Genomic DNA, 23,153 nt, shown 5'->3' on the forward strand with positions numbered 1-23,153 from the left:
TGCGGCTTAGGCCAGGTTCTTGGACTTGAGCCAGTCCTTGGCGATGTCGCCCATATCTTCAAACTTCGCGGCACGGCCGTTCATCTGGATGAGGTCCTCAGTGGTGAGGGCCGCTGAGACCTTGTTCAGGACCTCCTTGACGGTGTCAGTCGCTTTCTTCTCGTTGACCACGGGGACGATGTTCTCGGAAAGGAAGAGGTTCTTGTCGTCCTCCAACGCCACCAGATTGTTGGCGGTAAGCGCCGGATCGGTGCTGAAGAGGTCGGCAACCTGGATCTGGCCCGAAATCAGGGCGTTCAGCGTCAGCGGACCGCCGGCGTCGAGCGCTGAGAACTCCTTGAACTCAAGGCCGTAAACGGACTTCAGGCCGGCAACGCCGTTGATGCGGGTCTTCCACTCCGGCGGGCCGCCCAGCACCAGCTCCTTGGCGACCGGCTTCAGGTCACCGATCGTCTTCAGGGAGTACTTGTCCGCAATGTCCTTCTTGACAGTCAGGACGTCCTTGTCCTGGGCATCGGAGGCTTCCAGCAGCGCCAGCCCCGCGGGGAGCTTGGTTGTCAGTTCCTTGGCAACGTCCTCCGGGGAGGACGCCTTCGTCTTGGCATCGAGGTACTGCAGTAGGGCGCCGCCGTATTCGGGCATCAGATCGATCGAGCCGTCCTTCAGCGCCGGGATGGTGACTTCACGGCTGCCGATGCTCGGCTTCTCCTGGACTTCCACGTTCTTGGCCTTCAGCGCCTCGGCGTAGATCTTGGCGATCAGCTGGCTTTCCGGGAAGTCTGCGGAACCGACGATGATGCCGGACCCCGCATTTCCTCCGGTCTGGGTGTTGGAGCTGCTCAGCGGATCCCCGCCGCCGCAGGCGGTCAGGGTCAGGGCGGCGACGGCGGCCGCCGTCAGTCCAGTCAGGTACTTTTTCATTTCAAATCTCCTAATTAAGGGCAAGCGGTGGCCAGGTCCTGCACGAATGCTGTGCCGGTACCGATAGGGGCCGGAAGAGTCAGGCGGCGGCCGGGATGAGCGGGGCGTCGGACGGGGAGGTTACGGACTTGAAGGTGCGGCGGGTCAGTCCGGGTGAAACAACCCGCCGTGTGATGAAGGCCAGCAGCTGATCGAAGAACAGTGCAAGCAGGGCGACAAGAACGGCACCGGCGACCATCTGGCTGAAGTCGTTCTGCGCTTTGCCGTCGATCAGCAGCCGGCCCAGGCCGCCCAGGGAAATGTAGGCGGCAATGGTGGCCGTGGAGATGATCTGGAGGAGCGCGCTGCGCACCCCGGACAACATCAACGGCAGCGAACATGGAAGCTGGACATCGGTCAGGATCTTCATGGTGCGGAAACCCATACCCCTGGCGGCGTCGACGGCCGCGGCATCAACGGCCCTGACGCCGGCGTATGTGTTGGTCAGGATGGGCGGAACGGCCAGGAGGACCAACACGATCAGGCTGGGCAGAATGTAGCCCATCTTGGACGGAAATGCGGGCGAGATCAGCAGGACCAGGAGGATCAGCAGGCCCACGCTGGGAAGGGCTCGGAGGGCATTGGCCAGGCCGGCGATCATGAAGACGCCCTTGCCGGTCACGCCGATGTAGATGCCGAGTGGAATGGCAAGGATTGCGGCTATGCCCAGGGCGATCATCGAGTAGAGCAAGTGTTCGCCAAGGAGCGTGGGAATGCCGTCGGCGCCGGTCCAGTGTGCGGGGTCAAACAGGTAGTTCATTACGATGCCACCACCTTGGGGGTCCACGGTGTCAGCCACCGGTTGAGCAGGATAATGATTCCGTCAAGAACCATTGCGAGGATGACGCAGAGGATGATTCCGGCGATGATCGGCGTGAAGAACCGCAGCTGGAAGCCCTGGGTAAAGAGCGAGCCGAGCTGGGGAATGCCCAGAAGTGCAGCCACGGATACCAGGCTGACGTTGGAGACTGCCGCCACCCGGAGTCCGGCGCTGATGACAGGAACGCTCACCGGCAGTTCCACTTTGAGGAAGCTCTGGTAGGCGCGGTAGCCCATGGCTTTCGCCGCCTGGACTGTGTCTTCCGGGACCGAGTCGAGGGCATCTGCCACCACCCTGACCAGCAGCGCCACGGTGTAGATGGTCAGCGCGGCAATAATGTTGACCGGGTCCAGGATCTTGCTGCCCAGCACGAGCGGCAGCAGAACGAACAGCGCCAGCGACGGCACCGTGTACAGGAGCCCCGCCACGCCGACCAGGAAGGGGTAGACGGACCGCTGCCGGCGTGCCCACCAGCCCAGCGGCAAGGCAATCAGGAGCCCCAGGATCAGCGGCGTGACGGATAGGAAGACGTGCCATCCGAGCAGAACCACGATGTTGTCGAACTGGCGTCCGAGCCATTCAAAGTTCATCGCGCCGTCTCCAGATGGGGTTCCGCCTCGATCGCCTTGATGACGTCCGTGGCGGTTACGGTTCCGAGCAACTCCCCGGAGGAATTGACGACGACGCCGCGGCGGCTGGGAGAGGATAGCGCCGCATCCAGCAGCTGGCGCATGGTTCCCGCCGATGACGCGGACGTCCCGCTGAGGTTGAGGTCCTCGCGGCGGACTTCGACGGCGATCCGCTCGGGCTGTGCCCAGCCCAGCGGTTTCCGGTTGCCGTCAACCACCAGCACCCAGGAACCGGAGGTCTTGCTCCTTGCCTCCTCGGCGGGGGCGCCGAGCTGCACGAAGGCTTCCTCGCGGATGTCCACGGCACCGGACGAATCGGTGAACCCGAGGGAGCGGTAGCCCCGGTCGCGGCCGACGAAGTCTGCGACGAAGTCGTCGGCGGGCGCGGTCAGCAGTTCGGACGGCGTGGCCATCTGGGCCAGGTGCCCGCCGACGCGCATCACGGCAACCTGGTCGCCGAGCTTGAGTGCTTCGTCGATGTCGTGGGTCACCATGATGATGGTCTTGCCGATCTCCCGCTGCAGCCGAAGGAATTCGTCCTGGAGCTGGGCCCGGACCACGGGGTCAACAGCACTGAACGGTTCGTCCATGAGCATAAATGCGGGGTCGGCGGCGAGTGCGCGGGCAACGCCGACGCGCTGCTGCTGGCCGCCGGAGAGCTGCCACGGGTAGCGCTTTTCGAAACTGGCTGGCAGCCCGACCCGTTCCATCAGTTCAAGCGCCCGCATCTTGGCTTTCTTGGGGCTTTCCCCGAGCAGCAGCGGCATGGTGGCGATGTTGTCCACGATGGTGCGGTGCGGGAAGAGTCCCGCGTGCTGGATGACGTAGCCGATCCGGCGGCGCAGCAGGGCGGCGTCCATGCCGGACGTGGGCTGGTCATCGAGGTAGATGGTGCCGCTGGTCGGTTCAATGAGGCGGTTGATCATCCGCAGTGAGGTGGTCTTGCCGCAGCCCGAGGGTCCGACCAGAATGGTCAGCTTCCCGGTGGGCGCTTCAAGGTTCAGCCCGTCGACGGCAATCGTACCGTCCGGATAGGCCTTGGTGACATTTTCAAACTTGATCATTTCTCTTCCATGCTTTCCTGGGGCAGTTCATGGCCTCCGGAGGGCTCGGTGAGGATGTTGTCGGCCACCCTCACGAGCTCCTCGCCAATCTTCTTGGCCTTCGCCTCGTCCAGCCGGTAGCTGGGTACCACGATGCTCAGGGCGGCCACAGTGCGGCCACCAATCACGATCGGTGCGGCGACGGCTGTGATGTCGTCTTCAACGCCGCTTCGCACTATCGCGAAGCCGCGGTCAGGATGGCCGCCCGTCAGGACCTGCCCGGCGGCAGACCCTTCCAGCGGGATGCTTCTGCCGACCCAGCTGGCGTGCCGGACCGAGCGGGTACCTTCGACAATTGCTATGTAGATTCCGGTATCCCCAGGACCGGGAATGCTGAGATAGCAGGACTCGCCCGTCTGGGCCACCAGCCGCTTCATGTGCGGAGTGCAGAGCGAAACCAGTGACTCCTGGCCCAATGCCAGGGCTCCGAGCTGGATGACACTTGCACCGGGGCGGAAGTTCCCGCCCGGGTCCCGTGAAACGAAGCCGCTGCCCTCCAGAGTGCGCAGGAGGCGAAGGGCCGTGCTCGCTGACAGGTCGACGACGCGGGCGGCGTCGCTCAGGGTCAGGGACCCGTCAGTGCACACCGCACTGAGCAGCGCCAATGCCCGCTCCACGGTCCGTGTAGAAGAATCTGCAGCCACGATATGACCCGCCTTTCAAGTGGTCCGAATCACGTTTGTCTTGCCACTAAGTAAAAACCAACTTTCACCCGATGGCAATAGGCGCCCTCCATATTTCACAGGTTCTTCATCAAAGCGGGGTTGATCGTCGCCCTGTGCGACGGTCCCGTTTCGGCCATGTTGCAGGCGTGTTAACTGTCCCGGGCCTCCGCCTCAAGGCCTTGTCATGGAGTGGAATGTGGTTTTTACTTGGTGGCAGTCGCACCAATCGGAGGTTCATGTGGAAACCGTCAATCAGCTCCTTGATTCGATCAAGGATGTGGGCCGCGATGCGGTTCGCGGAGGCTATTCCCGCGCTGTCTACTCGACCGCTGAGCTCGACCTGAGGGCTTGGTTCATCGAACAGGCAATCCAGCGGGGCCTGGCAGTCGAGACCGACCGCAACGGCATCATTTGGGCATGGTGGGGCAAACCCCAGGACGGCGCCTTGGTCACGGGTAGCCATCTCGACTCGGTACCCGGCGGAGGTGCCTTTGACGGCCCCCTTGGCGTCGCCTCCGCACTGGCCGCCGTCGACATCCTTAAGGCCCGGGGAACAGTACCGGAACGTTCCCTGGCCATCACGGTGTTCCCGGAAGAGGAAGGCTCCCGCTTCGGGGTGGCGTGCCTCGGTTCCCGCCTTCTCACCGGGGCCATCGACGTCGACAAAGCGCGGAACCTGCGCGATGGTGACGGCAACACGTTTGCCGACGTCGCAAGGTTGAACGGCCTCGACCCCAGGCATGTCGGACCGGATCCCCAGGCCCTCGCCCGGATCGGCGACTTTGTTGAACTGCATGTGGAGCAGGGCAAGGGCCTGGGAACAGGCGGCCCGGCCATCGCCGTCGGGAGTTCCATCCTGGGTCATGGCCGCTGGAAGCTGAGCATCAGCGGCCAGGGCAACCACGCCGGGACCACTCTGATGGCGGATCGTGCTGATCCCATGGTCGCGGCGGCACAGGTCATCGTCGCCGTCCGCGACACCGCTGCGGCGCAGCCGGATGCGCGTGCCACTGTGGGACGCCTGCTGCCCGTGCCCGGCGGAACCAATGTCATTGCGTCCCGCGTGGACATGTGGCTGGACGCCCGCCATCCCGACGACGCCGTGACTGCTCGGATGATCGAAGCGATCTACGGCGCCGCCCGGCAGATAGCGGCACGCGAAGGATGCTCGGTTACCCTCACGGAGGAGTCCTACAGCGGCACCGTCCATTTCGATCCCGGCCTGACCCAAAGAATCAGCCGGATCCTTCCCGGCGCTCCGGTGCTGGCAACCGGAGCCGGCCACGACGCCGGGGTGCTCTCCGCGTATGTGCCGTCCGCGATGCTGTTCGTCCGCAACCCCAGCGGCATCTCGCACTCGCCTGAAGAGTATGTTGCCGATGAGGACGCCAACGCCGGCGCCGGTGCCCTGGCGGATGTCTTGGCGGGCCTGCTGTGAGCGGCTTCTGGTGCGAGTCGGCGGTTGTGGCGGGCGACGGCGGAACGGTCGACGGCGGTCCTGCCGTCCTCGCCGGGGTGCGGCTGGAAGTACGGGACGGCCGCATCGCGGCGATCAGTTCCGGTGCGGAGCCGCAACCTGGCGACCAGGTGCTGAAGGGCGTCGTTTTTCCGGCCGCGGCCAACGCCCATTCCCACGCCTTCCACAGGATTCTGCGCGGACGGACACATGACGGACGCGGCGATTTCTGGGTGTGGCGCGAGCAGATGTACAAGAGTGCCGGGGAGCTGACGCCGAAAACATACGAACAACTGGCCAGTGCTGTGTTCGCGGAAATGGTGGTCGCTGGCTTTAGCAGCGTGGCCGAGTTCCACTATGTCCACCATCAGCCGAGCGGGACTCCGTACGTGGAACCGCATGCGATGGAACTGGCCCTGGCCCGGGCGGCAGTGGCGGCCGGAATCCGCCTGACCCTGCTGGACACCTTGTATCTGGCGGGAGGGATCGGTACGCCGCTCAGTCCCGAACAGTCGCGGTTCGGCGATGCCGGCGTCCAGGCCTGGCTGGACAGGCTCGCCTCGCTGCGGGCGGAAATAGCGCAGAACTTTGCCCCGGACATGGTGAGTGTGGGGGCTGCCCTGCATTCCGTCCGCGGTGTGCCGGAGCCGGACCTGAAAATCGTCGCCGAGCAGTTGCCGGCCGACATGCCGCTTCATATCCATCTGAGCGAGCAACCGGCTGAGAACCAGGCCTGCATTGAGGCGTATGGCGTGACCCCGACCGGTCTGCTGGCCAGGCACGGATTGTTGTCCCGCCGGCTCTCCGCTGTCCACGCCACGCACATGACGCAGAAAGACATCGAACTGCTGGGCGCGGCAGGCGCCACCGTTGTGATGTGTCCGACCACCGAGGCCGATCTGGCCGACGGGATCGGCCCGGCCCGCGCCCTGTCCGATGCCGGGGCAACAATCGCGCTGGGCACGGACCAACACGCCCTCATCGATCCATGGGTTGAAATGCGCGCCCTGGAACACGGCCAACGCCTGGGCTCGGGTGAGCGGGGGCGGTTCTCCCCCCGGGACCTCGTGCATGCCGCCACGTCCGGGGCCGCAAGCTCCATGGCCACTCCCGTCGCGCCGGAGGCTCTGCACATCGGTGCCGTCTGCGACCTGATGGCCGTGGCTTCTGATTCGGCCCGCACCGCGGGGTCCGTAGCGCAGCAGCTCCCGTTCAGCGCCACGGCCAGCGACGTCACCGCCGTCGTCATCGGCGGGGCGTTGGTGGCATCCAACGGCACCCACCTCCGGCTCGGCGACCCAGGCCGGCTGCTCACTGCCTCCTTGCAGGACTTCTCTTGAACCGGCTCCGGGTGTTCGCCATGCCGGCGTATGAGCACCTGTTCCTTACCGGGCGGCCGTGGATGCCCTGACAACCAGTTCAGGCTCCACCAGCAGGGTTCCAACCGGCGCCGCAGAGTCCTCCATGCGATTCAGCAAGGCCTTCGCCGCCCTGGCTCCGACCTCGGCGTTGCGGCCATCAATCGTGGTGAGCCGCAACAGGTTGGCGGACGCCAACGGCGAATTGTCGTAGCCGATGAGGGACAGATCCTCCGGGATGCGCCGCCCCCTGTCCCGGGCCGCGCCAGCCGCCCCGAGTGCCATGGCGTCATTGGCAGCAAAAAGCGCGGTGAGCGCGGGGTTTTCATCCAGCAGCCTCAGTGACGCCTGGTATCCGTCAGCTTCCGTTGTGAGCCCTTGGCCTTGGGCGATGTGTGGCCGCAGCCCGTGTTCACGCATGACGGCTTCGAACCCCTGGGTGCGCAGTCGAGCGGCGCCGCCGCCACCCGTAACGTGCCCGATTTCCCGGTGGCCCAGGCCAATCAGGTGCTCGGTGGCGAGACGGCCGCCCGCCATGTCGTCGTTCGCCACGATGTCGGCGCCCGGAACCACAAGGTCACGGTTTCCGGCGACAACCGCGGGAACGTCCAAGGCCGCGAACATCTCCTCGGTTGGCTCGGTTGCGATGACGATGCCGTCGAGAGCGCTCCATTTTGTCCAAACCTGCTGCGGCCAAGCCGCGCAACCTCGGCTGAGTTTCGAAGGAGAAAACCAAATGCCAAAAGATATCGGCGTCGCCGTCATAGGGGCGGGCATGGCCGGCAAGGCCCATGCCGCCGCCTTCCGCACCGCGTCCGCACTGTACAACCCCGTTCTTCCGCCCATCCGGCTGGTTTCCATCGGAGACGTGAATCCGAAATTCGGCTCCCTCGCTGCCCAACGGTTCGGTTACGAACGCAACGACACCTCATGGCAGGCAATCGCCGAAGCCGATGACATCGACGTCGTTAGCGTCGTCATCGCCAACTCGCTGCACCGCGAAGTGGTCGAGGGCCTCCTCGCCGCCGGCAAGCACGTGCTCTGCGAAAAGCCCCTGAGCGATACCCTCGAAGACGCCCGGGCCATGGCCGAAGCCGCCCGGAACGCATCCTCGATCGCCCGGATCGGGTTCACCTTCCGCCGCACCCCCGGCATCGCCTACATCCGCGACCTCATCCGTTCCGGAGTCCTGGGCAACGTCCTGCACTTCAGCGGCCGCTACTGGACCGACTACGGCTTCAGCCCGTCGGCACCAATGAGCTGGCGCTACAAGGGCGGGCCCGGTTCGGGCGCTCTGGCCGACGTCGGAAGTCACCTCACGTACGTTGCCGAATTCCTCTGCGGCGACATCAAGTCCATCAGCGGCGGACGCCTGAGCACTGTGATCGGCAAGCGCCCGCTCCCGCTCGGCGCCGTCATGGGCCATGACCATGCCGCGGTCAGCGACACTTTCGAGTCGGTCGAAAACGACGACTATGCGGTGTTCTCGGCCGAATTCGAGAACGGCGCCGGCGGCTTCGAGGTCTCCCGTGTCGCCGCAGGCCACGCGAACAGCCTCATCTTCGAAGTCTTCTGCGAGAACGGCGCCGCCAGGTTCGACCAGCGCCGCCCCGCCGAAATCGAACTGTTCCTTAATGACGGCCCGGCCAACGAAAACGGCTACCGCCAGGTCATCCTCGGACCCGGGCACCCCTACATCGCAGGCGGCCTGGCCATGGACGCACCCAGTGTCGGTTTCGGCCAGAACGACGCATTCGCCTACCAGTCCCGGGCATTCCTCGAGGAAGTCGCCGGCATCAGCGAAGCGGAGTCGCTTCCCCGCTGCGCCACGTTCGACGAGGGCGTGCGCAACATGGAACTGCTCGGCGCCGTCACGGAATCCGCGCTCAACAACGGAAAGAAAATCACGCTATGAAACTCGGCGTCTACAACGCAATCCTGCACGATCGGCCTCTTCCCGAGGCCCTCAAGGTCATCGCGGACCTCGGGCTGACCGGCATCGAAATCAACACCGGCGGATTCCTGCCGGCCGTCCACGTCCCCAACATGGACCAGATTCTCGAAAGCGACGCGGCCCGCGACGACTACCTGGCGATCTTCGAGGGGACCGGCGTTTCGATTGCGGGCCTGAACTGCAACGGCAACCCGCTGCACCCGAAGCGTGAGATCGGCGAGAAACATGCCGAGGACATCCGCGGCTCCATCCGGCTGGCGCACCGGCTTGGACAGGACCGGGTGGTGACCATGTCCGGCCTGCCCGGCGGTGAGCCGGGAGCGAGCACGGTCAACTGGGTCGTCAACGCCTGGAACTCCGCCGCCCTGGACGTGCTCGACTACCAGTGGGGCATCGCCGCAGAGTTCTGGAAGGAAACCGACAGGCTCGCCGCCGATCACGGCGTTAAGGTGGCCCTTGAGCTGCACCCGCAGAACATCGTGTTCAATACGGCCGATGTCCACAAGCTCATCGAGCTCACCGGGGCGACCCATGTGGGTGTCGAGCTGGACGCCTCGCACCTGTTCTGGCAGCAGATGGATCCGGTCGCCGTGGTCCGTGAACTCGGTCCGCTGGTCTTCCATGCCGCCGCCAAGGACGTCCGCGTCAACACCGGGAACGCCGCGCTCTACGGTGTCCTCGACAACAGCTTCCGCCGGCACTCGCCGGAGGAGAACCGCACCAACCTCGGCGGCGACGAGTGGGCCAACGAGTGGCCCAAGAACTCCGCCTGGGACTTCGTTGCCCTCGGCAAGGGCCATGACGTCGCGTACTGGACCGAGTTCCTCCGCGCCCTCCACGAAGTCGATCCGAACATGCTCGTCAACATCGAACACGAAGACGTTGAACTGCGCCGCGTCGAAGGCCTCGAGGTTGCCGCCAAGGTTCTCAAAGACGCCGACGCCGCCCTGAGCGTCTCGGCCTGACAGGCGTTGGGCCGCCGCCACGGCGGCCCAACGTCGACGCCGGAAGCGGCGTCTCGAGCTTCACGGAGCCCCATGAACAACGGAAGAAATTCACGCACGGACACACTGCGCAAGTCCAGCGGGGACGTGCTAGTTTCACAAGTGATGCATTTCGTCGATCCGTCCCGAGAAGTCCTGGCCGAAACCCTGTTGGCGGCCGGTCCTGACTCCCCCACGCTCTGCAGGGGTTGGAAGACCAAGGACCTGGCAGCGCACCTGTACCTTCGCGAGCGTAAAGCGGCCGTCGGGCTGGGCCTGATCATCAAGAGCCTGTCGAAGGCATCCGACAAGGCCACCGCCAAGCTCGCCGCGAAAATCAAGACCGCCGATGACTACACGGAGCTGGTGAACACCTTCCGCTCCGGCCCGCCCGTCCTGTCGCCGATGAAGATCAAGGCGCTGGATGAGAGCTCCAATCTCATTGAATACTTCGTCCATACGGAGGACGTCCGCCGCGCCGTCGACCGCTGGGCACCGCGCGCCCTCGACGAAGGATATTCGGATGCCCTGTGGGATGAGCTGATCAAGCGCGCAGCCATCCTGTACCGGGGCGTTGACCTCGGCATCGTCCTGGTCTGCCCCTCAGGCCCGCGTCACGTCGCGAAACGCGCACCCGTGTCGGTTGCCATCGTGGGCGAGCCCGGCGAGCTGCTCATGCACGCCCACGGCCGCACCCGCCATGCCCTGGTCACGTTCGAAGGCCAGCCGGACGCCGTCGCGCTTCTTCAGTCAGCCGAAGTCGGCCTCTAATCCGCCTCTAAGCCCAACTGGCTCGCAATTGTTGTCGTTTTGAGCGCTCAAAACGACCACAAGTGCGAGTCAGTTGGGCTGGAATGAGTTAGCGGACTTCGAACCCGGCGTCGCGGATTGCGGCCTTGACCTGGGACATCATGTCGTCCGGGCCCCAGTGGAAGATGGACGCGGCCAGCACGGCATCGGCCCCGGCCTGCACTGCGGGCGGGAAGTGCGCAGGCTCGCCGGCACCGCCGGAGGCGATGATCGGGACCTTGACGGCGGCGCGGACCAGCCGGATGAGCTCGAGGTCGAAACCGTCCTTGGTGCCGTCGGCGTCGATCGAGTTGAGCAGGATTTCCCCGACACCCCGGTCGGCGGCTTCCTTCGCCCAGGCGACGGCGTCGATCCCGGTGCCCTGGCGGCCGCCGTGTGTGGTGACCTCAAAGCCCGACGGCGTGGGCTGGGAACCGGGGCGCGTGCGGCGGGCGTCCACGGACAGCACCAGCACCTGGGATCCGAAATGGCGGGTGATTTCGTCGATGACATCCGGCCGGGCCACGGCTGCCGTGTTGATGGAGGCCTTGTCCGCGCCAAAGCGGAGCAGTTTGTCCACCTCGGCCACGCCGCGGACGCCGCCGCCGACAGTCAGCGGAATGAACACTTCCTCGGCGGTGCGCCGGACGACATCGAACGTGGTTTCCCGGTTGCCCGACGATGCGGTCACGTCGAGGAAGGTCAGTTCGTCCGCGCCGGCGTTGTCGTAACGGTGCGCGAGCTCCACGGGATCTCCGGCATCGCGGAGCCCTTCGAAGTTGATGCCCTTGACCACGCGGCCGGCATCAACGTCCAGGCACGGAATAACGCGGACGGCTACAGCCATGACTTCTCCTGTTGTACTGCAGAGGTGTGCTTTTGGGCCACCGGCGGGGCGGCGTGGACGGAAGGGGTCAGATGCGGCAGGCGTGGATGCTGCTGACCAGGATGGCGCGGGCGCCAAGGTCGTACAGCTCATCCATGATCCGGTTGGTTTCCTTCTTCGGCACCATGGACCGGACGGCAACCCAGTCCGAATCGCGCAGCGGCGAGACGGTGGGCGACTCAAGCCCGGGAGTGAGCGCGGCGGCCTGTTCGACGAGTTCCTTGCGGATGTCGTAGTCCATCAGCACGTACTGGCGCGCCACGAGAACGCCCTGGAGACGGCGGATCAGGACTTCGATTTCCTTGGCAGTGCCGTTCGCGGCCCCGCCCTCGCCGGTGCGGCGGATGAGGACGGCCTCGGACTTCAGGATCGGCTCGCCGAAGATCTCCATGCCGGCCGCCTTAAGCGTGTTGCCGGTTTCGACGACGTCGGCAATCGCGTCAGCGACGCCGAGCCGCACGGAGGACTCCACGGCGCCGTCCAGGCGGACCACCCTGGCCTTGATGCCGCGGCCCGCCAGGTAGTCGCGCAGGAGGCCGTCGTAGCTGGTGGCGAGGCGCTTGCCTTCGAGTTCCTCCACAGTGGAGAAATCGCCGATCGGGCCGGCGAAGCGGAACGTGGAGGCGGCAAAACCGAGCGGAAGCAGTTCCTCCGCCTCAACCTGCGCGTCCAGGAGGAGGTCGCGGCCGGTGATGCCGACGTCGAGCGTTCCCTGCCCGACGTACACGGCGATGTCGCGGGGGCGGAGGAAGAAGAATTCAATTTCGTTGTCCGGGTCCACCATGACCAGCTCGCGGCTGTCACGGCGCTGGCGGTAACCCGCCTCGGAGAGCATGGCGGAGGCGGCTTCGGACAGGGATCCCTTATTGGGTACGGCTACACGCAGCATTGGAGGTCTTTCTGGGGTTGGAAGTCTTGGATCAGCAAACGGGCCACGCGGACGCGGCTACAGATGCTTGTAGACGTCTTCCAGGCTGAGTCCTTTTGCAAGCATCAGGACCTGCAGGTGGTACAGGAGCTGCGAGATCTCTTCGGCGGCGGCCTCGTCGGATTCGTACTCCGCAGCCATCCAGACTTCGGCTGCTTCCTCCACGACTTTCTTGCCGATGCCGTGGATTCCGGACTCCAACTCGGCAACGGTGCGGGAGCCCTCCGGACGGGTGGCTGCCTTCTCACTGAGCTCTGCGAACAGCGTCTCGAAATTCTTCACGCCCTCCAGCCTACTTGCTCGGGACCGGACACCGCCTGTCGGGCCGTTGCATGACGGCGGGGATGTGAGTGAAACCACACGGCGTGCGGTCCGCCCCCATCCCCGCCCGCGTATCAGTACTGCTTGAGCAGCAGTGCGGTGGCCAGTGCGGCAGTGACGGCCTCGTGCCCCTTGTCTTCGGACGAGCCCGGCAGGCCGGCCCGGTCCAGGCCCTGCTGTTCGGTGTCGCACGTCAGCACGCCGAACCCGACCGGGACGCCGGTGTTGACGCTGACGTCGGTGAGTCCCGACGTCGCGGCCTGGCAGACGTAGTCAAAGTGCGGCGTTCCGCCGCGGATGACGACGCCGAGGGCAACGACGGCGTCGAAGTGCGGTGCCAGCCGCGCGGCGGCCACGGGAAGCTCGAAGCTGCCGGGCACGCGGATGACCGTGGGTTCGCTGATGCCGGCGTCCTTGGCGGCCCGGAGGGCTCCGTCCAGGAGTCCGTCCATGATCTGGGTGTGCCAGCTGGCGGCAACGATGGCCAGCTTCAGCTGCGAGGTTTCCGCAGGGTTGAGGGTGGTGAGGTCGATCTGGGGTGCGCCGTGTCCGCTCATAAAGTGATCCTGATCCGTTCAGTCTTGTTCGTGTTCAAAAGTGTTCGTGCCGCCGCCGGGCACTCCTGCGGCCTGGGCGTCCAGGGTCAGCAGGTGGTCCATGCGGTCCTTCTTGGTCTGCAGGTACCGGATGTTCTGTTCCCGGGAGGGCACCTCAGTGGGAACCATCTCCACCACCGTCACGCCGGCCTTGGCTAGTCGGTTCTGCTTGTCCGGGTTGTTGCTCAGCAGCCGGACCTCATGCAGGCCCATCTCGGCCAGGATCTGCGCGGCGGCGTTGTAGCACCGCGCGTCAACGGGCAGTCCGAGCTGTTCGTTGGCCTCGACGGTGTCGAAGCCCGCCTCCTGCAGGGCGTACGCCTTGATCTTGTTGGCCAGGCCGATGCCGCGGCCTTCCTGGCCGCGGAGGTACAGGAGGGTGCCGCCGTTCTCCTCGATCAGCTCCAGGGCGTACGCAAGCTGCTCGCCGCAGTCGCAACGATAGGAGCCGAAGACGTCCCCGGTCAGGCATTCCGAATGCAGCCGCACCAGGGGCGCCTTGCCGTCCTTGGGAGGGTTGGGTGAGCTGACCGCGAGGTGCTCTGCGCCCGTGACCAGGTCGGTCCATGCCTGCGTCACGAAGTTCCCGAACGCTCCGGGCAGCTGGACCACGGGGCCGGCACTTACGGGATGCGGTATCCGCCCGTTGCTGCTGGCCTCCGTTGCTTGAGATGCCGTCATCGTCTTGTCCCTTCTCCGGCCGGACTCGCTTCCGGACTGCTTGCATGTGAAGATACACGGTCGTTCGCCTCCAGGTAGGCAACGAGGTCCTCAATCGAGATCAAGGGGCAACCGTGCTCCGCGGCGAAAACCCGCAGGCCGTCCAGCCGCATCATTTCGCCGTCGTCGTACACCACTTCGGCGATCACGCCCACCGGTTCCAGGCCGGCGAGCCGGCATAGCTCCACGGCCGCTTCGGTGTGGCCGGGGCGTTCACGCACTCCCCCATTAACGGCCCGCAGCGGGAAAATATGCCCGGGGCGCGTCAGGGTCTCCGGGCCGCTGCCCGGATCGGCGATGACCCGGGCAGTCAGCGCCCGGTCCGTGGCCGAGATTCCGGTGCTTACTCCCGTGGCGGCGTCGCACGAGACCGTGTAGGCGGTGCCCTTCGCGTCCTCGTTCACCTGCACCATGGGAGGAAGGGCCAGGGCGTCGGCGCGCGCACCGTCGAGCGGAACGCAGATGACTCCCGAGCTGTAGCGGATGGTCCATCCCATCAGGGCCGGGGTGGCGTGCTGCGCCGCGAAGATGATGTCCCCTTCGTTTTCGCGGTCCTCGTTGTCGACCACCAGTACGGGCCGTCCTGCTGCCATCGCCCGGACTGCCTCCTCGATGGGATCGAGGGTCAGTGTGCCGGACGCTGCCGGCTCAAGCCTTGCCGCCGCGTTCACTGCTGGTCCTCCGAGCCGTCGGTGCCGCGTCCGCTGAACGCCAGCAGGCGTTCGGTGTACTTTGCCAGCACGTCCACCTCCAGGTTCACCCTGCTGCCGGCGGCCTTGGCGCCCAGGCCGGTGTCGGCGAGGGTGGTGGGAATAAGGCCCACCTCGAACCACGGGGCAGTTTCGGCAGCGGGGCTGACGGCGGTGACGGTGAGGGAGACTCCGTCAATGGCGATTGACCCTTTTTCCGCGATGTAGCGTGCGAGCCTCAGCGGCACACCGAACCGCAGCCGCTCCCAGTTTCCCTGGGCTTCGCGCTCGAGGAGTTCGCCGACCCCGTCCACGTGCCCCTGCACCACGTGCCCGTCGAGGCGTCCGCCTGCCGGAACACAGCGCTCCAGGTTGACGGCGTCACCTGCGGAAAGCTCACCGATGGTGCTGCGGACGAGGGTCTCCCCCATTACATCCACGCTGAAATCCTTGCCGTCGATGGCCGTGGCCGTGAGGCACACGCCGTTGACCGCGATGGATCCGCCCAGCGGCAGTCCGTCAGCGGTTCCGGGGGCGTGCAGGCGCAGCGTTGCGCTCGTGTCGCCGTTCCGGTCCACGGACAGGACCTTCCCCTGTTCGGCAATAATTCCGGTGAACATCAGTAGCCTCCCATGGCTGTGCCCGCTGTCGCGCGGGCCGGTAGTGAATCGGTTGAGGTTGACTGGGCCGCTGAAGGCGGCTGCTTTATTTCACGAGGTGCGGTGGCCTGTTCCGGCAGCAGGTGCAGCCGCAGGTCCCTGCCCAGCTGCTGGACCGCCCCGCCGGAGGCGGCATCCCACTCCCAGCGCTGCGCCTCGGCAAGCGTTCCGACGCCCAGGCCGTTGAGTGCGGGCGTGCCGGAGCCAAGCAGCGTGGGTGCCAGGTAGACGATGAGTTCGTCCACGAGCCCCTCGCCGAGGAAGGCGCTCAGGATCCTGGATCCGCCTTCCACCATGACGTGCCGCGCCCCCGCCGCAAAAAGCTGTGCCAGGGCTTCATGGGGATCCCGCGTGGGCAGGTGCAGGACCTTCCCGTCGTCACCGCGCACGGCGGCGTCGGCCGGAACGTCGCGAAGTCCCATGACGGCCCGCAGCGGCTGTTCGCCCGAGGCTTCGCCGTTGGCGTCCCTCGCCGTGAGCCGCGGGTTGTCCACCATGACTGTCTGCGTGCCGACCAGGATGGCGTCAATCCGGCGCCGGATGGCGTGGTTGTCGGCCAGCGATTCCGGGCAGGAAATCCACTGGCTCGTTCCGTCCTCGGCAGCTATCCGGCTGTCCAGGGTCTGGGCAATGTGCAGGGTGACGAACGGGCGTTTGGCCTCGACGGCCTGGAACCAGCGGCGGTTCAGTTCGAGCGCACGCTCGGCCGCCAGTCCGCTGCGCACGCTGACGCCTGCGTTGCGGAGGGTTGCTGCCCCGCCTGCTGCGGGATCGTGGGGGTCATCGACGGCGTACACGACGCTGGTTATTCCGGCGTCGATAATCGCCTGCGCGCAGGGACCCGTGCGGCCAACGTGGTTGCAGGGTTCGAGCGTGACCACCATGGTGGCCCCGCGAAGATCCACGCCGGTGCTGATCGCCGTCGCTATCGCATCGGCTTCGGCATGCGCGGTGCCGGCTCCCCGGTGGTAGCCCGTCACCAGATGCCGGCCGTCAGGACCGACGACGACGGCCCCCACCAATGGATTGGCACCGCGCGGCCCCTGCAGGGCGGCGTCCAGGGCTGCATCCATCGCGGCGGTTTCGGCAGCGCTGAAGGCATGGATCGGCTGGCTGCTCACGATGAAACCGCCGGATCCGGCGACACGGTACGAGTATCCATGCGTGTGTGTCGTTCCTTCCCTCTAGAACCTTCATGGCTCCGGGGGTATACGACAGCGAAATGCTGCGACGTCGGTGGGACGTCACAAAATACAGCTGTACGCGCTTCTCTCATCCAGACTTTAACTGTCGGTACTGGAGTTTCACCAGTTCAACCGTCCGCCGGGCTTTCCTGGGAAAGCACCGGCTCGCGGGTCGCGGACTGTCACCGCCGGTTCGGACTTACACCGACCCCGGAGCACGTAATGTGTGTTGCTATTGTGGCACAACCTTGCGGATGCTCAGGGTATTCCCAACCATGAACTGTTACAGAATCCGTAACCTGAGCCCACGTGGACGTGGCTTGGGCGCACGTAGCCCACCGACCGCATGTTCCCGGCTAGACCGTTCCGGCCTTGCGCAGGCGGTCAATTGCCTCGGACGGGTCCGCTGCACCGTAGACGGCCGATCCGGCGACGAACACGTTCGCGCCGGCCTCTGCTGCGCGGAGGATGGTTTCCTCCGTGATGCCGCCGTCCACCTGGAGCGCAACGTTGACGCCGGACCCCTCGATGGCGGCGCGCGCCCGGCGGATCTTCGGCAGCGTGAGGTCCAGGAACGCCTGTCCGCCGAAGCCCGGCTCCACCGTCATGATCAGCAGCATGTCCAGCTCGGGGAGCATGTCCAGGAACGGCTCCACGGGCGTCGCGGGACGCAGGGCCATGCCGGCCTTCGATCCGCGCCCCCGCAGTTCCCGCGCCAGCTTCACCGGTGCGATCGACGCCTCCGCATGGAACGTCACGGAAGCCACTCCGGCATCCGCATAGCCCGGTGCCCAGCGGTCCGCATCGGCGATCATGAGGTGCACATCCAGGGGAACCGGGCTGACGGCCTGGATCCGCTGCACCACCGGGAGCCCAATGGTCAGGTTGGGAACAAACTGGTTGTCCATCACGTCCACGTGCACCGAATCAGCGTTGCTGATTCTCTGCAGCTCGGCTTGAAGGTTCACGAAGTCGGCGGACAGGATGCTCGGGTTGATGCAGCACTGCGGCATGCGGGGTCCTTTCGCGGGGTGGGGAAGTTCAGGGCTTCTTGCGGATCAGGGCAAGGAACATGGCATCCGTGCGGTGAATGTGGGGCCACAGCTGGGCCGTGAGCTCGTGGCCGGCGCCAAGATGCCCGGTCAGGCTGACAGCGTCCAGCGCGCTTCCGGCGTCCAGCAGTTCGAGGTCATCGCGCTTGCGCAGTGCATCGCTGACCACCGCCGTGGTCTCGGCCGGGTGCGGTGAACACGTCACATAGGCGACAACCCCGCCCGGTTTCACCGCGTCCAGGGCTGATTTGAGCAGCTCCCGCTGAAGCGGGCCGAGATCGGCCAGGTCCTTGGGCGTGCGCCGCCACCGTGACTCGGGCCGGCGGCGCAGGGCGCCGAGTCCGGTGCAGGGCACGTCCACGAGCACGCGGTCGAACGCTTCCGGCTGTTCTTCGCCGACCTCCCGGCCGTCGCCTGTGCGCACCTTCCACACGTCGGAAGGGACGGCGGACAGTGCCTGGCTGACCAGTTTGGCGCGGTGCGGGGCAGGTTCGTTGGCAAGCAGGGTGGCCCCGCGCTCATTGGCCAGCGCCCCGAGCAGGGCGGCCTTGCCGCCCGGGCCCGCGCACAGGTCCAGCCAGGCTTCGGCGGTCCCGGCCGGGCCGTTGCCTTCCGCAGCGCTGCCTTCCGCATGGCCCAGCGGCAGCGCAACCATGGCGCGGGCCACCAGTTGGGAGCCGACGTCCTGGACGCGCGTGGTCCCTGCCCGGACCGAGGAAAGCCGGCCGAGGTCGCCGCCGCTGGACAGCGCGGAGCCTTCGACGAGTTCGCCGGGCGTGGCTCCGTTTTCGAGGGCCTCGTCCAGGCTTCCCAGCCCGGGAAGAGCCACGAGGTTGACTACCGGGGCGGCGTTGTCCGCCTCCAGGAGATCGTTGATCTCGGTGACCGGCCTGCCGTGGGCCACCAGGGACTGCCTGAAGGCACGCACGATCCACTCCGGATGGGCGTACCGGACCGAGGCCACCTTGGTGGGATCCTGCTCATCGCTGAGCAGCAGTTCCAGCCATTCCTCCAGGCTGTGCGCGGAGACCTTGCGCAGCACGGCATTGATCAGGGCGGAAGGTCCAGCCCCGATCACAGCGCGGGCCAGTCCCACGGTCTGGTCGAGCGCCGCATGCGCCGGCACGCGCATGGCCAGCAACTGGTGTGTGCCGATGCGCAGGGCATCGAGGACGGCGGGGTCCAGCTGGCCCAGCGGCCGGTCCACGCATCGTGCCAGGACCGCGTCATACGTGCCCTGGCCCCGGAGGGCGCCGTAGCTCAGTTCCGTGGCGAAGCCGGCGTCGCGCTTGTCCAGGCCGTGGTGCCGGATCCTCGCCGGCAGGACAAGGTTGGCGTACGCGTCTTCAGCGGCCACCGCACGCAGCACCTCGAAAGCGACCAGCCGGGCCGGATCGGCGCGCCGGGTGCGCTGGGACGGCGCGTTCTCGGTGTAGCTGCGCTGCGGCCCGCGGTTGCGTTCCCGGCCCTGCGCGTTCCGCCGGCTGGCGCCGCCGCCCTGGCCGCCCTGTCCCGCTCGCTGGGGCCCCCTGCCGCGGCCACTGCCGCTTGTCCCGGACTCGCTCATTCGAACACCACGCTTTCAAGGGAAGCTTGTCCGCGGGACCAATCGGCCGCGGCCATCATTTTCTTGCCGGCAGGCTGCACCCGCGTCAGCTCGACAGGGTGCGAGCCGGTTCCCACCAGCACGCTCTTTCCGTTCAGGGCGAGCGTGCCCGGCGCCTGCGCGGCAGCCTCGGGCCGCAGCAGCACCGGCTCAAGTTTCAGGCGCTGGCCATCGAGTGTGGTCCACGCCCCCGGCTCCGGGGTGACGCCCCGGGCACGCCGGCCAACGGAGAGGGCCGGTTCCGACCAGTCGATCCGGCCGTCGTCGATGGTCAGCTTGGGGGCGAGGGTAACCTCGCCCTGTTGCGGCCGCGGGGAGGCCGCGCCCGACTCGACAGCGGACAGCGTCTGGGCAAGCAGCACGGCGCCGCTGTGCGACAGCCGCTCCAGCAGCGCACCGGAGGTGTCGTCGGGGCGGACGGGTTCGGTCAGGGTGCCGATGACCGGGCCGGTGTCCAGCCCCTCCTCGAGGAGGAAGGTCACCGCTCCGGTGATGTCGTCGCCGGCAATGACCGCGCGCTGCACGGGCGCAGCGCCGCGCCAGGCCGGCAGGAGGGAGAAGTGCAGGTTGATCCAGCCGTGCGGGGGAATGTCCAGGGCGGCACGGGGCACGAGGCCGCCGTAGGCAACAATGGCGGCCACGTCCGGACGGACGGCCGCGATTCTGGCGGTGACGGCGTCGTCCACACGCGCGGCATGTATGACTTCGAGTCCGAGCTCTGCGGCACGGGCGGCAACGGGCGACGGCGTGAGGACGCGTTTGCGCCCGATCGGCGCGTCCGGCCGGGTCAGCACCGCGACGACGTCGAAGCCGGCGGCGATCAGCGCATCAAGTGACGGTACGGCTACAGCCGGCGTTCCCGCGAAGAGGACCCTCATCCGGCAGCGCCAAAGCTGCCGCCGCCGAAACTGGAGCCGACAGTCTTGGCGCGCTTCGCCGTCGTCCGTTCAGTGATGGAGTCATAGTTGGCGTTGCGGATGGAGCGCAGCGCTGCCCTGCGGTCCTCGCCCTCGAGGCGGTCCGTGAAGAGAATGCCGTCCAGGTGGTCGGTCTCGTGCTGGAAGCAGCGGGCCAGCATTCCCTCTCCCTCCACGGAGACCGGGTTTCCGTTGACGTCCACCCCGGTGACCCGCGTGGTGCGGTAGCGGCGGACGGGGAAGCCGAGGCCCGGGATGGACAGGCAGCCTTCCACTTCGTCAGGCTGGAAGTCATCGCTGTTTTCCAGCACCGGGTTGATGACGTGCCCCTCAACGCCGCCGATCCGGTAGGTGAACACCCTGAGGCTGACTCCGACCTGGGGCGCGGCGAGGCCGGCGCCTTCCACGTCCTCCATGGTTTCGGTCATGTCGGCAACGAGCCTGGCCAGCTCCGGCCCGAATTCCGTGACAGGGTCGGCAACCGTGCGCAGCACGGGGTCGCCGATGATACGGATATTCAGAATTGCCATGTGCAGTCATTTCCTCACGGTGGGCGTTAACGGATCCAGTCCAGTTTAGTTGCTGCGGCCGGGCCGGCGCCGCCCCTGCGCCCGGCTCAGGCGAACACGGGCGGCGCCACCGGCAGCAGCGCGGGTCCTGCGCTGACGGTATCCGCGGACATCTCCCACACACGCCGCAGCGCGCAGAATTTCCACCAGTGGTGCCGCAGCACCTCCGGGTTCGCCCTCACCGGGCGCACCTCGGTTTCGCCGATGGCCACGGCGAGCAGTACAGGAGAATCACCGTGCTGCCAGGGTTCCCACTCCCCCGCCACGGCATCCACCAGGCTTTCCTCCGCCTTCATGCCTGCGACGAGCTGCATGACCACTTTGTCGTCCAGCGGCTTGACCTGGCCGTCGCGGGTTGTTCCTTTGGTCTTGTAGTCAATGAGGCAGGTCCGCCCGTTGATCCGGGCGACGAGATCCAGCGTTCCGGCGTACCCCACCGTTTTGTTCCACACCGTAATCTCCGGCGCCAGGGGTTCCACCCGGAACAGCTCCCACCATTCGTCGAAGCGGGCGGCGAAGGCCTCTTCACCGTTGGACGCCAGGGCTTCCCGCGTTTCCTTCATCCGGTGGGGCCGGCCCAGGGCCCGCAGCGCAACCTGTTCGCAGTAGTTGTGGACGCGGTCGCCGCGCTGGGCGGCTTCGTCGCGGTAGGCCTCGGCAGCCTTGGCTGCACGGTTCACCGCCTGCCGCACTTTTGCCGGGCTGCCCAGGATTTCGGGAAGCGACGGATCCTTGGCGAGGGTGCTGGCGCCCATGTAGCCGAACCATCCGTCCAGCCCGTGGGGCTGCTGGCCGATGACTGTGGTGATGGACGGAACCGAGAACGCTTCAGTGGTGGAGCGCGCGTACATCCGGCCGTATTCCGTGGCGTGGGCGAGGAGTGGATCAGTCATGGAGAGACTCTTTCACGGGGGGCTGACAATAAGTCCGGAAACAGAAAAGTCCGCTCCGCCGGGTGTTATCCCGGGCGGAACGGACCATCCATCGGTGGGCGATACTGGGTTCGAACCAGTGACCTCTTCGGTGTGAACGAAGCGCGCTACCACTGCGCCAATCGCCCCGATGCATTTGAATGCTAGCCGACGATGAGGGGTTTTCGGAAATCGGGCCTCCCCCGCAGGGAACCAGATGCGAAAGCCGGATGCACACCGGAGCCCCTGGCCTGCTGAATTACAGGTCTGTAATTCGAAAATTTCCCTAGAATTCAAGGAAGTACGGGGGTTGGCGTGACCGCGTTGTGCCTCGATTTGGAGAATCCCTGAACCTCCTATAGAGTTTTTACTCGTTGGAACGCGAGGAAATGCCGCTCACGGCACAGGAATCAGCGCTCCGAATGCGGACGTAGCTCAGCTGGTAGAGCACCACCTTGCCAAGGTGGATGTCGCGAGTTCGAATCTCGTCGTCCGCTCGCAGGACACTGTCACGGCTAAGATTCCCTGGAATCGACGCTTACACGGTGGGTTGGCCGAGAGGCGAGGCAGCGGCCTGCAAAGCCGTATACACGGGTTCGAATCCCGTACCCACCTCGGTGAAAACCATGGTTTCCGGTCTGACCGGATGCAATGGGCGATTGGCGCAGCGGTAGCGCGCTTCCCTGACACGGAAGAGGTCACTGGTTCGATCCCAGTATCGCCCACCAGAGCAAGGCAACTTGCTTGTTGTTGAACGTCCGGCCCAGCCGGCACGGACTTCATGCGCGGACGTAGCTCAGCTGGTAGAGCACCACCTTGCCAAGGTGGATGTCGCGAGTTCGAATCTCGTCGTCCGCTCTCTTGATCCTTCGGGATCCGAACCCAGGATTCAGCCGGTCTTCCGGTTCCGGGCGATTGGCGCAGCGGTAGCGCGCTTCCCTGACACGGAAGAGGTCACTGGTTCGATCCCAGTATCGCCCACGATTCAAGCAGCTCCCCGGAGCTGCTTTTTTCTTGCCTTCGCACCGTTTGACAATTTCTGTCAACAGCTCCTTGGCAGGCATCGCCATGGCAGCTAGGATCGAATGCGGAGGAGCGAACTGGCTCCGCAATTGAAGGGAGGTGCTCGTGGGACTAATTGACGATCTAAAGGGCAAAGCTCAGGGTCTGATCCGCGGCAACGAGCAGGCCATCAAGGACGGCATCAACAAAGCGGGCGACTTCGTCGACTCGAAGACCGGCGGCAAGTACGCCGGACACGTAGATAAGGTCCAGGATGGCGCTTCCACCTTCGTTGACAAGAACGCAGACGGAACGCCCAAGCAGGCTCCGGCGGACCAGATAGTGCCGCCGGCCGAGAAGGCTCCGTAACCAGGGATTTGCCCGGGCTTTGCCCAG

The 23,153-nt window shown here is 66.0% G+C and carries 25 protein-coding genes, 6 tRNA genes and 1 riboswitch; of the genes, 11 read left to right on the top strand and 20 right to left on the bottom strand.

The features are described 5' to 3' along the window. Positions 1-6: 6 nt before the first annotated feature. The 5 genes from J7I89_RS18515 to J7I89_RS18535 all read right to left on the bottom strand — a co-directional run bounded on the left by J7I89_RS18515 (position 7) and on the right by J7I89_RS18535 (position 4,156). A complete protein-coding gene (locus J7I89_RS18515) occupies positions 7-921 on the bottom strand; it encodes an ABC transporter substrate-binding protein (protein ID WP_214973317.1) in 915 nt (304 codons plus the stop codon). 79 nt (positions 922-1,000) lie between these two features. Then, the gene (locus J7I89_RS18520; RefSeq protein WP_214973318.1) at positions 1,001-1,720 is read right to left on the bottom strand and encodes an ABC transporter permease; all 720 of its coding nucleotides are present in this window, start codon (positions 1,718-1,720) and stop codon (positions 1,001-1,003) included. Next, positions 1,720-2,370: an ABC transporter permease gene (locus J7I89_RS18525; RefSeq protein WP_214973319.1), complete on the bottom strand. Its 651-nt coding sequence runs from the start codon at positions 2,368-2,370 to the stop codon at positions 1,720-1,722. Before J7I89_RS18525 ends, J7I89_RS18520 begins: the two co-directional genes overlap by 1 nt. Continuing rightward, positions 2,367-3,473 (bottom strand): ABC transporter ATP-binding protein, encoded by a 1,107-nt coding sequence (locus J7I89_RS18530; RefSeq protein WP_214973320.1) that lies wholly within the window; start codon positions 3,471-3,473, stop codon positions 2,367-2,369. Before J7I89_RS18530 ends, J7I89_RS18525 begins: the two co-directional genes overlap by 4 nt. Next, positions 3,470-4,156 (bottom strand): IclR family transcriptional regulator, encoded by a 687-nt coding sequence (locus J7I89_RS18535; RefSeq protein WP_308159963.1) that lies wholly within the window; start codon positions 4,154-4,156, stop codon positions 3,470-3,472. Before J7I89_RS18535 ends, J7I89_RS18530 begins: the two co-directional genes overlap by 4 nt. 259 nt (positions 4,157-4,415) lie before the next feature. On the opposite strand from J7I89_RS18535, the gene J7I89_RS18540 reads away from it, so the two are divergent. Together J7I89_RS18540 and J7I89_RS18545 are read left to right on the top strand one after the other, a co-directional pair. Then, a complete protein-coding gene (locus tag J7I89_RS18540) occupies positions 4,416-5,615 on the top strand; it encodes an allantoate amidohydrolase (protein WP_214973322.1) in 1,200 nt (399 codons plus the stop codon). Beyond that, positions 5,612-6,973, top strand: a complete 1,362-nt coding sequence (locus J7I89_RS18545; protein WP_214973324.1) for a formimidoylglutamate deiminase — start codon at positions 5,612-5,614, stop codon at positions 6,971-6,973. Before J7I89_RS18540 ends, J7I89_RS18545 begins: the two co-directional genes overlap by 4 nt. 45 nt (positions 6,974-7,018) lie before the next feature. Here the strand turns inward: J7I89_RS18545 and J7I89_RS18550 are convergent, their stop codons facing one another. After that, positions 7,019-7,615, bottom strand: coding sequence for a LacI family DNA-binding transcriptional regulator (locus J7I89_RS18550; protein WP_251045543.1), 597 nt, complete (start codon positions 7,613-7,615; stop codon positions 7,019-7,021). Positions 7,616-7,727: 112 nt separating this feature from the next. On the opposite strand from J7I89_RS18550, the gene J7I89_RS18555 reads away from it, so the two are divergent. The 3 genes from J7I89_RS18555 (at position 7,728) to J7I89_RS18565 (ending at position 10,699) form a co-directional block, all read left to right on the top strand. Beyond that, positions 7,728-8,906, top strand: a complete 1,179-nt coding sequence (locus tag J7I89_RS18555; protein ID WP_214973326.1) for a Gfo/Idh/MocA family protein — start codon at positions 7,728-7,730, stop codon at positions 8,904-8,906. Continuing rightward, the gene (locus tag J7I89_RS18560; protein ID WP_214973327.1) at positions 8,903-9,910 is read left to right on the top strand and encodes a sugar phosphate isomerase/epimerase; all 1,008 of its coding nucleotides are present in this window, start codon (positions 8,903-8,905) and stop codon (positions 9,908-9,910) included. Before J7I89_RS18555 ends, J7I89_RS18560 begins: the two co-directional genes overlap by 4 nt. A 144-nt stretch (positions 9,911-10,054) precedes the next feature. Beyond that, the gene (locus J7I89_RS18565; RefSeq protein WP_214973375.1) at positions 10,055-10,699 is read left to right on the top strand and encodes a TIGR03085 family metal-binding protein; all 645 of its coding nucleotides are present in this window, start codon (positions 10,055-10,057) and stop codon (positions 10,697-10,699) included. 88 nt (positions 10,700-10,787) lie between these two features. Here the strand turns inward: J7I89_RS18565 and hisF are convergent, their stop codons facing one another. The 14 genes from hisF to J7I89_RS18635 all read right to left on the bottom strand — a co-directional run bounded on the left by hisF (position 10,788) and on the right by J7I89_RS18635 (position 21,904). Then, positions 10,788-11,564 (bottom strand): imidazole glycerol phosphate synthase subunit HisF, encoded by a 777-nt coding sequence (hisF, locus tag J7I89_RS18570; protein ID WP_104140099.1) that lies wholly within the window; start codon positions 11,562-11,564, stop codon positions 10,788-10,790. A gap of 67 nt (positions 11,565-11,631) precedes the next feature. Further along, positions 11,632-12,492 (bottom strand): ATP phosphoribosyltransferase, encoded by an 861-nt coding sequence (gene hisG / locus J7I89_RS18575; protein ID WP_214973328.1) that lies wholly within the window; start codon positions 12,490-12,492, stop codon positions 11,632-11,634. A 57-nt stretch (positions 12,493-12,549) separates the two neighbouring features. After that, positions 12,550-12,813: a phosphoribosyl-ATP diphosphatase gene (locus J7I89_RS18580; RefSeq protein WP_003801526.1), complete on the bottom strand. Its 264-nt coding sequence runs from the start codon at positions 12,811-12,813 to the stop codon at positions 12,550-12,552. A 113-nt stretch (positions 12,814-12,926) separates the two neighbouring features. Then, positions 12,927-13,409 carry a 6,7-dimethyl-8-ribityllumazine synthase gene (ribH, locus tag J7I89_RS18585; RefSeq protein WP_214973329.1) on the bottom strand — a complete coding sequence of 161 codons (483 nt, stop codon included), beginning with the start codon at positions 13,407-13,409 and terminating at the stop codon, positions 12,927-12,929. A gap of 18 nt (positions 13,410-13,427) precedes the next feature. Next, positions 13,428-14,129: a GTP cyclohydrolase II gene (gene ribA / locus J7I89_RS18590; protein ID WP_214973330.1), complete on the bottom strand. Its 702-nt coding sequence runs from the start codon at positions 14,127-14,129 to the stop codon at positions 13,428-13,430. Beyond that, on the bottom strand, positions 14,126-14,839 hold the full coding sequence (gene ribB / locus J7I89_RS18595; RefSeq protein ID WP_214973339.1) for a 3,4-dihydroxy-2-butanone-4-phosphate synthase: 714 nt from the start codon (positions 14,837-14,839) through the stop codon (positions 14,126-14,128). Before ribB ends, ribA begins: the two co-directional genes overlap by 4 nt. Then, positions 14,836-15,477, bottom strand: coding sequence for a riboflavin synthase (locus J7I89_RS18600; protein WP_214973340.1), 642 nt, complete (start codon positions 15,475-15,477; stop codon positions 14,836-14,838). Before J7I89_RS18600 ends, ribB begins: the two co-directional genes overlap by 4 nt. After that, positions 15,477-16,589: a bifunctional diaminohydroxyphosphoribosylaminopyrimidine deaminase/5-amino-6-(5-phosphoribosylamino)uracil reductase RibD gene (ribD, locus tag J7I89_RS18605; protein WP_214973377.1), complete on the bottom strand. Its 1,113-nt coding sequence runs from the start codon at positions 16,587-16,589 to the stop codon at positions 15,477-15,479. The genes J7I89_RS18600 and ribD overlap by 1 nt, the downstream gene beginning before the upstream one ends. 186 nt (positions 16,590-16,775) lie before the next feature. Beyond that, positions 16,776-16,923, bottom strand: a riboswitch (FMN riboswitch). A 133-nt stretch (positions 16,924-17,056) separates the two neighbouring features. Then, complete coding sequence (gene rpe, locus J7I89_RS18610; RefSeq protein ID WP_214973341.1) at positions 17,057-17,713, bottom strand: ribulose-phosphate 3-epimerase; 657 nt, start codon at positions 17,711-17,713, stop codon at positions 17,057-17,059. Between the two features lie 28 nt (positions 17,714-17,741). Then, positions 17,742-19,319, bottom strand: a complete 1,578-nt coding sequence (locus tag J7I89_RS18615) for an RsmB/NOP family class I SAM-dependent RNA methyltransferase (RefSeq protein WP_214973342.1) — start codon at positions 19,317-19,319, stop codon at positions 17,742-17,744. Continuing rightward, a complete protein-coding gene (gene fmt, locus J7I89_RS18620) occupies positions 19,316-20,236 on the bottom strand; it encodes a methionyl-tRNA formyltransferase (RefSeq protein ID WP_214973344.1) in 921 nt (306 codons plus the stop codon). Before fmt ends, J7I89_RS18615 begins: the two co-directional genes overlap by 4 nt. Beyond that, positions 20,233-20,805, bottom strand: coding sequence for a peptide deformylase (def, locus tag J7I89_RS18625; protein WP_214973346.1), 573 nt, complete (start codon positions 20,803-20,805; stop codon positions 20,233-20,235). Before def ends, fmt begins: the two co-directional genes overlap by 4 nt. Before the next feature lie 86 nt (positions 20,806-20,891). Next, positions 20,892-21,737, bottom strand: a complete 846-nt coding sequence (locus J7I89_RS18630; protein WP_214973348.1) for a cytochrome — start codon at positions 21,735-21,737, stop codon at positions 20,892-20,894. 95 nt (positions 21,738-21,832) lie between these two features. Further along, positions 21,833-21,904: transfer RNA gene (locus J7I89_RS18635), tRNA-Val, on the bottom strand. A 275-nt stretch (positions 21,905-22,179) separates the two neighbouring features. On the opposite strand from J7I89_RS18635, the gene J7I89_RS18640 reads away from it, so the two are divergent. From J7I89_RS18640 to J7I89_RS18665, 6 genes are all read left to right on the top strand, one after another. Continuing rightward, a tRNA-Gly gene (locus tag J7I89_RS18640) sits at positions 22,180-22,252 on the top strand. Positions 22,253-22,299: 47 nt separating this feature from the next. Continuing rightward, a tRNA-Cys gene (locus J7I89_RS18645) sits at positions 22,300-22,370 on the top strand. A gap of 38 nt (positions 22,371-22,408) precedes the next feature. Then, positions 22,409-22,483: transfer RNA gene (locus tag J7I89_RS18650), tRNA-Val, on the top strand. Positions 22,484-22,540: 57 nt separating this feature from the next. Further along, positions 22,541-22,613 (top strand) — tRNA-Gly (locus tag J7I89_RS18655). A gap of 51 nt (positions 22,614-22,664) precedes the next feature. Further along, positions 22,665-22,736: transfer RNA gene (locus J7I89_RS18660), tRNA-Val, on the top strand. A 147-nt stretch (positions 22,737-22,883) separates the two neighbouring features. Beyond that, the gene (locus tag J7I89_RS18665; RefSeq protein ID WP_214973349.1) at positions 22,884-23,126 is read left to right on the top strand and encodes an antitoxin; all 243 of its coding nucleotides are present in this window, start codon (positions 22,884-22,886) and stop codon (positions 23,124-23,126) included. The last annotated feature ends 27 nt before the right edge of the window (positions 23,127-23,153 follow it).

The sequence above is a fragment of the Arthrobacter sp. ISL-5 genome, assembly GCF_018613835.1.
Lineage (GTDB): Bacteria > Actinomycetota > Actinomycetes > Actinomycetales > Micrococcaceae > Arthrobacter.

Coding starts and splice junctions, on each gene's coding strand:
- rpe (WP_214973341.1), bottom strand. CDS start 17,713: ATGCCGCAGTGCTGCATCAACCCGAGCATCCTGTCCGCCGACTTCGTG.
- J7I89_RS18630 (WP_214973348.1), bottom strand. CDS start 21,737: ATGACTGATCCACTCCTCGCCCACGCCACGGAATACGGCCGGATGTAC.
- hisG (WP_214973328.1), bottom strand. CDS start 12,492: ATGCTGCGTGTAGCCGTACCCAATAAGGGATCCCTGTCCGAAGCCGCC.
- J7I89_RS18530 (WP_214973320.1), bottom strand. CDS start 3,473: ATGATCAAGTTTGAAAATGTCACCAAGGCCTATCCGGACGGTACGATT.
- fmt (WP_214973344.1), bottom strand. CDS start 20,236: ATGAGGGTCCTCTTCGCGGGAACGCCGGCTGTAGCCGTACCGTCACTT.
- ribD (WP_214973377.1), bottom strand. CDS start 16,589: ATGGATGCAGCCCTGGACGCCGCCCTGCAGGGGCCGCGCGGTGCCAAT.
- J7I89_RS18615 (WP_214973342.1), bottom strand. CDS start 19,319: ATGAGCGAGTCCGGGACAAGCGGCAGTGGCCGCGGCAGGGGGCCCCAG.
- hisF (WP_104140099.1), bottom strand. CDS start 11,564: ATGGCTGTAGCCGTCCGCGTTATTCCGTGCCTGGACGTTGATGCCGGC.
- ribA (WP_214973330.1), bottom strand. CDS start 14,129: ATGACGGCATCTCAAGCAACGGAGGCCAGCAGCAACGGGCGGATACCG.
- J7I89_RS18565 (WP_214973375.1), top strand. CDS start 10,055: ATGCATTTCGTCGATCCGTCCCGAGAAGTCCTGGCCGAAACCCTGTTG.
- ribH (WP_214973329.1), bottom strand. CDS start 13,409: ATGAGCGGACACGGCGCACCCCAGATCGACCTCACCACCCTCAACCCT.
- J7I89_RS18555 (WP_214973326.1), top strand. CDS start 7,728: ATGCCAAAAGATATCGGCGTCGCCGTCATAGGGGCGGGCATGGCCGGC.
- J7I89_RS18560 (WP_214973327.1), top strand. CDS start 8,903: ATGAAACTCGGCGTCTACAACGCAATCCTGCACGATCGGCCTCTTCCC.
- J7I89_RS18520 (WP_214973318.1), bottom strand. CDS start 1,720: ATGAACTACCTGTTTGACCCCGCACACTGGACCGGCGCCGACGGCATT.
- def (WP_214973346.1), bottom strand. CDS start 20,805: ATGGCAATTCTGAATATCCGTATCATCGGCGACCCCGTGCTGCGCACG.
- J7I89_RS18600 (WP_214973340.1), bottom strand. CDS start 15,477: ATGTTCACCGGAATTATTGCCGAACAGGGGAAGGTCCTGTCCGTGGAC.
- J7I89_RS18515 (WP_214973317.1), bottom strand. CDS start 921: ATGAAAAAGTACCTGACTGGACTGACGGCGGCCGCCGTCGCCGCCCTG.
- J7I89_RS18525 (WP_214973319.1), bottom strand. CDS start 2,370: ATGAACTTTGAATGGCTCGGACGCCAGTTCGACAACATCGTGGTTCTG.
- J7I89_RS18550 (WP_251045543.1), bottom strand. CDS start 7,615: ATGTTCGCGGCCTTGGACGTTCCCGCGGTTGTCGCCGGAAACCGTGAC.